Source organism: Brachyspira catarrhinii (assembly GCF_005518285.1).
Lineage (GTDB): Bacteria > Spirochaetota > Brachyspiria > Brachyspirales > Brachyspiraceae > Brachyspira > Brachyspira catarrhinii.
In genome coordinates this window covers 1-1,913 of the sequence record NZ_SJDU01000406.1, presented here as the reverse complement: position 1 = coordinate 1,913, position 1,913 = coordinate 1, and the positions used below count along the sequence as shown (strand labels likewise).

Sequence of the window (1,913 nt, the reverse complement as noted above, 5' to 3'; positions counted from 1 at the left end):
AATATTATGGCTGATAAAAAGCAATTTAATTATACATTTTTCATTTCTATAATAATTACAATAGCGGTAGTTATATGGGGTATAGCCTCTCCATCGACATTTGAAAATATGGCTAACGCCGCATTTGGTTTTTTAGTCGATAAATTCGGATGGTTTTATACTATAACAATGATGAGCTTTGTAGGTTTTGCAATTTGGATAGGATTTTTTAGTAAATATAAAAATATAAGATTGGGAGAACAAAATTCAAAACCAGAATATAGTTTTTTGACATGGTTTGCCATGCTATTTTCAGCGGGTATGGGTATAGGATTGGTATTCTGGGGAGCCGCCGAACCTATGAATTATTTTGTAGCTCCTTTAGGAGTAGAGGCGGGAACTCCAGAAGCGGCAAGATTCGCTATGCAAAAATCTTTCTTGCATTGGGGATTTCATCCTTGGGCTAATTACGCTATTTTTGCATTGGCTTCAGCGTTAATGCAATTTAGATATAATAAACCTTGTTTGGTAAGCAGCGTTTTTATACCTTTGATAGGAGAAGAAAGAGCAAACGGAACTATAGGAAAAATAATCGATATATTTTCAATTTTTGCCGTTCTTGCAGCAATAGCCACATCTTTAGGGCTTGGAACATATCAAATAAATAGCGGATTAAAATTCTTATTCAATATTCCCGAAACTACATCGGTTCAATTAAGTATCGTTATAATAATCACTATAATATATATAGTTTCTACTGTTACGGGACTTGATAACGGCATAAAACATTTGGCTAATATTAATGTTTATATATTTACTTTCGTTATTATAGCTTGTTTCCTCGTAGGACCGTCTATAAAAATATTGGATACTTTTATTGAAAGCACGGGATATTATATACAAACTTTTATCGGAAGCGGTTTGGAAGACGGCGCTTTCTTTAATAAAAAGTGGTATGGTTCTTGGACTATTTTTTATTTCACTTGGTTTATAGTATGGACGCCTTTTGTCGGAACTTTTATAGCGCGCATATCAAAAGGACGCACGATAAAAGAATTTATAATAGGAGTAATGATAGCTCCTTCTATTGCGTCTTTTATTTGGTTTGTTATCGCTGGAACTATGGGAATAGAACAAGGATTGGAATTTGCAAAAGAAGCCATAAAGTCCACTCCGACTACTCTATTTAGCGTATTATCAAATTATACTTTTGGCAATATAATATCTATAATATGCGTTTGTTTGCTTGTTACTTTCTTTGTTACTTCTGCAAATTCTTCCACTTTCGTTTTGGCTATGTTCAGCTCGCATGGAGATTTGCATCCAAAGGGACCTAAAAAGATTTTATGGGGAATAGTGCAATCTGGATTAACTTTGGCTTTAATGATAGGTTCGGTTAATGGCTTGCAAATGCTTCAAACGGCGTCTATTGCGGCAGCGTTTCCATTCTCGTTTATAATGATATTTACAATGGTATCAATAGTAAAAATGTTAAAGAAAGATTCCGTTTAATTTATATTGTAAATTGAATTAAATATATTAAATTTCATATAGGGAGTTTATTTTATATAATCTCCCTTATTTATATAATGATTTAATATTTCTACGCATTCTTTTTCATTAAGCATTTCAGCCCACATTAAAGCCGTAGTTCCGTATTTATCTTTTTCATATAAATCCGCTCCGTTTTCCAATAATATTTTTAATACTTCCGCGCTTCCGCATTCGGCGGCGAGCATTACGGGATTATTGCCATCGCTATTTTTAGCGTTTATGTTAGCTCCATTTTCAATAAGAACTTTCATATTATCTACCAAATTATTATAAGCCGCCCAAATTGCGCAACTGCAATTATCTTCGTCTGGCTCGTTTATATCCGCCCCGTTTTCAATTAGAATTTTTAGTATTTCTGGATTATCTTTTTCCCCCCCCCC

The 1,913-nt window shown here is 33.7% G+C and carries 2 protein-coding genes; one reads left to right on the top strand and one right to left on the bottom strand.

Annotated elements, in window-relative coordinates:
* Positions 1-1,491: BCCT family transporter (locus EZH24_RS10985; protein WP_236847178.1), on the top strand; the 1,491-nt coding region annotated here is incomplete at its 5' end.
* 47 nt (positions 1,492-1,538) lie between these two features.
* Here the strand turns inward: EZH24_RS10985 and EZH24_RS10980 are convergent.
* Positions 1,539-1,913, bottom strand: a 375-nt coding sequence (locus tag EZH24_RS10980) for an ankyrin repeat domain-containing protein (RefSeq protein WP_170310864.1), incomplete at its 5' end; no start/stop codon positions are given.